Raw genomic sequence first — 8,254 nt, 5'->3', positions numbered from 1 at the left:
GTATGTCGTCGCCTTTCTTTTAAGAATCCTCATCATTTATTTGATGGGGATTTTTTGTTTTATCAAATTCCAATCTTTAATTTTTGACTGAAAAGAATACAAACTACTTGGAATTGCCTACCAATATAAATTTCCGGTTTACATAAAAATTGCGTTAGGAATGGAAGCGGTATCCTTTTGCGATACTCTGTATTTCCGGCAAAGCCTCACACAAAAATGCTCTCGCAAAAGATTTAGCGGACAGCCCGACCCAAAGGGAAACGCCCAAAATATTATATATTATTAAAAAACTGCAATTTTCCCTGTTTGAGTTTCACCTAAGTTTGTAATTATCTTATAGATATAAATTCCTGAGGCAGTATTTTTTAGGTTAATGTTATTAGTTTTGGAAAGTAATGGAGACGTAATAGTGTTTTGTCCATTACTATTGTACAAATAGAAAATAGCATTTTCCTCTTTTTGGGTTTCAATATTTAGTTCTTCATTTTTGCTTAATAGAGTGGGGTGTACAAAAAACGAAGTATTTCCTAAATAATTAGTATCAAGAATTGGAGAGCTTATGATATTATTGTTTTCTAAAATTATGTTTATTTTATATTTATTACTGCCTTTTGTAGGCATAGCATCTAAAAAAGTGAATGTTTTTGAGTTGATTTCATTTATTGTACTAATAAGATCTTCGGTACCATTAGTTATTTTTACTAATTCAATTTTTTTAATATTGTACAAGCTGAAAAGACTGGCATTAACCTTTATTTGGTTCTCTTCGTAAACTTCTGCCAAAGCCAACTCGAAGTAACAATTTGAGTTTTGAGCGTACTGTAATGTTGACTCACTTTTTATTCCCTCAGTATTGTCAAATACAGGAATAACAGTGTAAATTTTTCCATCTGTATAGGTGTAATTAGCATTTGTTATTTGTTCTTTAAATTCTAGATTATCTCCTGTAAGGTGATAAATATTAAATGAAGTAACATCTGCAGGTTTGTCCCAATTTATTTCTGTTGTACCGTCACAAACTAAGCTGGAACTTATATTTAAATCATATGAAATCGTAAAGCTATCAGAGATGTAATCAGTATTATCAATGCTCATTTTTAATTTAGCTTTTGAAAATTTTTGTTCTTTAGGCGTATAAGTAAATTGTTTACTGTCCAGATTTATATCATTTGCGATAATTTCCCAAGTCTGTCCATTATTATAACTAATAGATAATTGTCCGGGGATACCAGAAAATGTAGAATTCCATTTGAAAGGAGAAATGTTCTTACCGTCATAAGGGAAATTGTCATTGTTAACTGGATAATTCCATTCAAATTTATTTTTTAATTCATATTCGTAAGCGATGCTGTATGCTTGGGAAGTATTCGAGACATATGAACCAATAATATTGATGGTATAAGATCTCGATTCGGGATTTTCTATAGTTACTTGCTCTATATTATTAATTTTATCTTTTCCTCTTACAGCTTGTTGCTGAGGAATATCAGGATTAAGAATCCATGGTAAGAAAGTGGTGGTGTCGGGTGAAATAACTTCGATGTCGAGATCGTTTACCAAACTTATATTACTGTTAATTTCTGCAGGCAAATCGTTCCAGACTAATGTGATTTTTAAATTTTCGGTATTTTCAGGCAGTGTAATTGAATGTGTATTTGTCTGACCAGATGTCAAATTACCGACTATGATCCTATTTTCGCTGATTGTTTTTAAGCTTTTATCAGCATTGATGTTACCATAACCATAGGTGAAATCCGGTCCTGGATTGCCTAGATCTTTGGCACTATTAATTAAAATTGCTTTTGTCAAGGCATTTGTCAAAGAGATATTGTTTATGACTTTATAATGTTGTTTCATAAGGATAATAATTCCTGTAGCTAATGCTGTAGAATTTGAAGTTCCTTGTGTACTAAAAGCTACCAGCTCAGGCTTTATTCTACCGTCATATGCAGGACCTTTTGATGAAAAGGACATGATTACTTCGTTTTGGTCAATACAGCCTAATACGACACTATTTTTTGATTGCTTGAAATTACCTGTAATAGATTTATAACCCTGGAGTCCTGTATTGCCCGAAGAAAAACAATGTGTTAAATCAGGATTTGAAAATAATTGTGCGTCGTATACATTAGCGAGGGAACCATAAAAATTCTCAATTACTGTCCCGTACGAATGATTTTGAGTGGCAGCATTTTGTAAGGATGCTATTTCATCAGGATAAATATTCAAAAAGTCAGACGATTGTATCCTGGCCTTTTGAACGACTCCTTTTCCTAATTTAGAACTATTTCCTAATCCGGAAATTATAGTCGCCATAGCAGTTGCGTGGCTTGATATAATAGAAGATTCTATTGGGGAGGGAATGTGTTTGTTTAACAGGTCAATATCATTTATATCAAAAAGATCATCTTTTATAGATACAATTTGATTTTCGCCAGTCAAAAGAGGAAAATTTGCATTGGCTTTATTTATAGAATTAATGCTGAAATTTTGATCTATTATTTTAGATTCTCCTTTTGGTTGTAGAGCTTCTTGTGAAACAGAGGATACACTGCTCAAAGTTATAATCTCATCAATAATTTTTTTTGAATCACTTTTTATCATTACAAGATGGTTGTCTACTATTTTGATATCAGATATGTTCATTGATTTTAAGTCAGTAATTAATGCTTTGATAGTATCAGTTGCTATTATATACTGCTTATCTTCTTTATGATTTGAAAAATTTGATGGTAATTTCCATAAGCTATTAGCCGGGAGATTTTTTTTTAAAGACAGATTAGATTTTAAACTTTCATTTTCCACAATACAAAAGGTATTATCCAATTTTTTTACAATTCTGTATTTGTTATAATAAGCATTTTCTAAAGTTGTAAAATAATATTTCTCAAATTTTCTTTCATTCTCTTTTTTTATGTATTGTTTCCATTTTTCAGCACTTTGTGAGAGACTGATTGCTGTTATCATAAAAAAGAGAAAAGTAATTCGTTTCTTCATTTATTGTAGATATTAGGGCAATTGTAAACATTCTTATCAATCTTATAAAAATCGACTATTACAGTTCTTTATTACAACTTAATTAAAATAAAATCAAACAAGAAATTTGTGTTTAATGATTTCTCCTTTAAATATTTATCTGTAGCAGGTTAACCAAAGTTATTAAAATATTTGTAAAAATTTTACTAGTTTTTGTTTCAATGGAATCTTACATATCTGTATGAGTAATATTCTGTTTTTATACCCCGGTTTATATTTTAAATCTTATAAAAAATAATAAAATCATTTTTAACACATCCTGAACAGAATAAAATATTATAGTAGGAATATTAAGTTAATAAGCTGATTTGTATTTAATTATTGATTTTACTGGGCTTGGCGTAATAATCAGATAATTATTATTAAAAATACAAAAACAATAATATAACAAAAAATATTAAATTTGTTAAATTGTTGTTTTATAAGTATTTTAAGATTAAAAATTATATAAATTTGAAGGCAAATATTACAATATTTTGTAAAGACCCCTAATTTATCAACTTAATTAAACAACCAAAAAAAACCTATTATGAAAAAAGTTAAATCAATTATGGCCTTGTCATTTATGGCGCTAATGCTGTTCTCATGTAATAAAGAAGATGAGACAGTGCAATCAGATCAGGGATCGCTTAAAGTAACACAAGATGTGTTAAATAAAATTAGTTCACTTTCACTTAATAATACAGATGTCCAGGTTATTAAAAACACTAAGTTAGATGGTACTACTGAAGATGCATTTTTAGTAGAAGGAGATATCATAGTAACGCAAGACCAATTAAATAAAATGGATCTTCACGGAGGTATTACGACAGAACAATACCGTACTACTAATTTAGTATCAGCTCCAAGAACTATTAAAGTTGTTGGATTAACAGGAACTGGTACAACAGCTCTGTCTACAAATATGCGCGCTGGATTGCAGGCTGCAATAAACAGATATAATAATTTAGGATTGTCTATTAACTTTACATTGACTTTTAGCTCAAGTACTTCGGGTGCAAACATTGTTGTTAGAAGACAGACCGGATCAGCTGGTGGAGTAGCAGGTTTTCCTTCAGGAGGAGCGCCTTATAATTCAGTTACGTTATATTCTGGGTTAGATACTTATTCTACAGGTGTAAATGCGCACGTAGCTGCACACGAAATAGGACACTGTATTGGTTTACGTCATACAGACTGGTTCAGCCGTCAAAGTTGTGGACAGAATTCAAACGAAGGGACAGCGGGTGTAGGAGCAATTCAGATCCCTGGAACACCTTCAGGATATGATGCAACATCTTATATGAGAGCATGTTTCGGTTCTAGTGAAACGGGGGCTTTCAATGCCAATGACGTTACAGCTCTGAATTATTTATATTAGAATTTGAATTAGAGATCTCTTTACAAAATATAAGAGGCTGCTTCATAATTTATGAAGCAGCCTTTTTTGTAGATATTAAATACTAAGTGGTTATTATTTAAGAATTAGCTTTATATATAATATTTAGAGATTGTAAAAGCCAATGTTGAAATTGATGATAATTTTATAGGTTAATAATTGCTTTTAATGACAGCATTTATTGTTCAGGAATTTTAGTAGACAAAGAAAATATCTTGGTGAACCTTGGAGGATGGCAATTCGAAACGGAAATAAGTATAGAAACAATATATATATATCCTACTGAAAAATAATCTCGATATGTTTTATAGCTTTGATGATATTGAATGGCATAAAATGGAAAATTCTGCTGAAGTTTCTTCTTAATAATTATAATATATTAAACCAATTTTTAGGACTTAGAATAGCATTTCATGGGATAGGATAGGAAATGTAATTTAAAATTAAGTATTCAAACCTGTAAATTACTCTTTAGAGATAACGAAGTTTTTTGGTAAGTGTGAGATTAAATATATATTAAACTTTCTAATTCAATAGTTATTATCTGAGTAAATGCATGTAAAAAAATGAATTTTGCTTTTTTATCATAAAAAAAATGAGAAATAATTATTGAAAAGCCTTAATGGTTTTATTATTTGGAATAAATATAAATTATTTGGTTTGCTTTAGCACAAAATATAAATTTGCGCTATTAAAAACAATTCTAAATAAACTATGAAAGTAAAAATATTAATCCCATTATTGAGCTGCTGTTTAATGCTGCTTACAGCTGCAACTTCGTTTGCACAAACTGGTACTATAAGAGGTACAGTGTCTTTGTCTAATGATGAAGCTGCTGACAACATCTCTGTAACTCTTAAAGGAACAAAGATTGGAACGACTACGGATGCTCAGGGAAACTATGAAATCAAAAACGTAAAACCAGGTAATTACATCCTTAAGGCTTCTGTAGTAGGGTTTTCATCTAAGGAAAAGGATGTTACTGTTAGCTCTGAAAATGAACTTGTAGAAAACTTTGTGTTAGTGACTACTTCTGAAGCTCTTACTGAAGTATTTGTTAAAGGTAATGCTAACAAATATACTAAAGCAGAAAGCCAATATGTGTCTAAAATGTCTATTAAAAACCTTGAAAATTCACAGGTTTATAATGTGGTAACTAAAGAATTGATTAAAGATCAGTTAGTGACAAATCAGGATGAAGCTTTAAAAAACGTTCCGGGTTTATACCAATTATGGGGAGCTACTAATCGTGCAGGTGATGGAGCTTCATGGTATTCACTACGTGGATTTACTACGCAGAGTTTAGTAAGAAATGGTCTTGCAGGAAAAGTAAACAGTAATACAGACGCTGTCAATCTGGAAAGAATTGAAGTTATAAAAGGACCGTCTGCTACACTTTTTGGAAACGTAGTGTCTTCATACGGTGGATTAATCAATCGAGTTACTAAAAAACCTTATGAAAATTTTGGAGGAGAAATTTCATATCAAAACGGAAGTTATGGTTTTAACCGTTTGACAGCTGATATCAACACTGCAGTTAACGACGACAATACAGCATTGTTCAGACTGAATGCTGCTTTTGGAAATGCGAATACTTTTCAGGATTTTGGTTCTTCAAAAAGCTTTTTTGTAGCACCGTCTTTCTCTTATAAAGTAAATGATAAACTGACAATTTCTATTGATGCCGAAATAGGAAATCAAGACAACTCAGGTATGTCTTTAATTTATCTTCCTTTTGGGGTTTCAATTGCTCAGTTAGGAGTTAACAATGCTAAAGATTTAGATATCAACTTCAAAAGATCGTTTTTAGGAGATGAATTCCTGACCAACACTAAAACATTAAACGTGTTTGCACAGGCTAATTATCAAATCTCTGACAAATGGACTTCACAGTCTGTATTTAGCAGCAGTTCTAACAAAGCAAGTGGTTTACAAACCTGGTTTTACCTTTTGCCAAACCAAAAATTATCAAGAAATGCATGGGATGCAAATGGAAAAGATAATGCTATAGAATTCCAACAAAATTTTAATGGTGATTTTAATATAGGATCAATGAGAAACCGCTTTTTAGTAGGTGGTGATTTATATTTTGGTACAAATAAATTAGGATATCAAAGTTTACCGGGTTACGCTCCATATGATGAAATAAATTATACTGGAACAGCAGCAAATTATTATGATTTTAACCCAACCAACGTAAAAGATGCACTTGCAGGAAATGGTAATCCTCCATATACGACTAACAGCTCTATAGCAACTTATAGTGTATATGTTGCTGATGCAATTAACATTACAGAAAAATTAATCGTTTCAGCGGCGGTACGTTTTGATCATTTTGAAAATCAGGGATCATTTGATGCAGCATCAAATACAAAGGCAGATACTTTTTCTCAAAATGCATTCTCTCCAAAATTTGGTGTAGTTTATCAAATCGTTAAAGATCAAATTTCTGTATTTGGTAATTACCAGAATAGTTTTACCAACAAAGGATTCTTAAATGCTAATGCTGGCGGTGTTCTTGAAATGAAACAATTTGATCCGGAAAAAGCGAATCAGTTTGAAGGTGGTGTAAAAATTAATGCTTTCCAAAATAAAGTAAGCGCAACAATTAGTTACTACGATATTAAAGTTAAAGATATTGTAACAGCAGATCCTAATTTACCAAATGCAAGCATACAAAACGGTACACAATTTAGTAAAGGTTTTGAATTAGAGATTACTGCGAATCCAATTGCAGGATTAAATCTTCTTGTGGGGTACTCAAACAATAACTCTAAATTGAATGAATTAAGACCTGTAACGGCAGGACCGGAAAATCTAATCAATTATTGGTTTAGTTATAATCTTCAAAATACTAAACTAAAAGGATTAGGTTTAGGATTTGGAGGTAATTATGGAGATGCAAACTATATCTACAATAGCGGACCAGGTGAAACTTTTGCGCTTCCTTCATATTCTGTGGTAAATGCTGCATTGTATTATGATCAGCCTAAATACAGAGTATCATTAAAAGTTAATAACCTTACAGATGAATTGTATTTTAATGGTTATACAACAATCAATGTTCAGGCTCCACGCACAGTAATGGGAAGTGTAGCATATAAATTCTAATTGAATTTTAACAATAATAAAAAATGGCCCTAATAATTATTAGGGCCATTTTTTTGTTTTGACCAATACTAGTGAATTATCAGTTATGGCTTATTTTTTAGTAACTTATGATTTATTTTTTAGATTATTCCTGGTTGTTTCTGTATTCTGTCTTTTAGATCAAAAACTACTATTTATCACAATATGCATTTTTCTAAGAACTGATTCATCTTTAAAATTTGCTACCATTGATACTATCATTTCATTATCTCTCGTATTCAGATTATACGCAATGGGTTTGGTTAAGTAATTTGAATCTAGTCTGTTGACAAACTGCTCATATCCTGTGTTATAGTCATATCATCTATAGAACCAAATTCCTGATCTGATAAACTTAATTGTTTTGCTTATTATGAATTACACTTTTTATGATTCATAACAGCAATTTTATATAATAAAATTGATTTGTATTTTTCAATTTCCAATGAACTTAAAGTGGCAGATTATATTCCTTTTTCAATCTAATTAATTTCTAAGCCTGTGCAAACAACATTATAAAAAAAAGCTCAATATTATCTGAAATTTATTAATCTGTATTTAGTTATTTACTCAAAGATTCCGTAAATTTTATATAAAAACTCCGTAATATGTTAATTCATTCGTTTAATATTTTTGAAAAAAAAGAGTTGCTTTAAACAACAGCAATTTTACATTTTTAAAAATACGAATTTTAAATTTTATGAATAAAGA

Annotated in this window: 3 protein-coding genes and 1 pseudogene; 2 read left to right on the top strand and 2 right to left on the bottom strand. The window is 30.5% G+C overall.

Translation table 11 applies throughout. The features are described from left to right. Positions 1-282 precede the first annotated feature (282 nt). On the bottom strand, positions 283-2,997 hold the full coding sequence (locus tag BXU01_RS23370; protein ID WP_083696230.1) for a S8 family serine peptidase: 2,715 nt from the start codon (positions 2,995-2,997) through the stop codon (positions 283-285). Positions 2,998-3,565: 568 nt separating this feature from the next. Between BXU01_RS23370 and BXU01_RS23365 the strand changes: the two genes are divergently transcribed. Continuing rightward, positions 3,566-4,396, top strand: coding sequence for a M57 family metalloprotease (locus tag BXU01_RS23365; RefSeq protein ID WP_083696229.1), 831 nt, complete (start codon positions 3,566-3,568; stop codon positions 4,394-4,396). A gap of 732 nt (positions 4,397-5,128) precedes the next feature. Further along, positions 5,129-7,525: a TonB-dependent receptor gene (locus BXU01_RS23360; protein WP_083696228.1), complete on the top strand. Its 2,397-nt coding sequence runs from the start codon at positions 5,129-5,131 to the stop codon at positions 7,523-7,525. A 159-nt stretch (positions 7,526-7,684) separates the two neighbouring features. On the opposite strand, the pseudogene BXU01_RS24025 reads toward BXU01_RS23360, so the two are convergent. Next, positions 7,685-7,831, bottom strand: a pseudogene (locus BXU01_RS24025) (hypothetical protein); the annotation flags it as partial. Positions 7,832-8,254 lie beyond the last annotated feature (423 nt).

It is taken from the genome of [Flexibacter] sp. ATCC 35103, assembly GCF_001975985.1.
Taxonomy (GTDB): Bacteria; Bacteroidota; Bacteroidia; order Flavobacteriales; family Flavobacteriaceae; genus Flavobacterium.
Note: the sequence above shows the minus strand (reverse complement) of the source record. Positions and strands in the feature narration are given on the sequence as shown.

Excerpts from the sequence above, each read along its gene's own strand:
- BXU01_RS23360 (WP_083696228.1), top strand. The coding sequence starts at position 5,129 with ATGAAAGTAAAAATATTAATCCCATTATTGAGCTGCTGTTTAATGCTG.
- BXU01_RS23365 (WP_083696229.1), top strand. The coding sequence starts at position 3,566 with ATGAAAAAAGTTAAATCAATTATGGCCTTGTCATTTATGGCGCTAATG.
- BXU01_RS23370 (WP_083696230.1), bottom strand. The coding sequence starts at position 2,997 with ATGAAGAAACGAATTACTTTTCTCTTTTTTATGATAACAGCAATCAGT.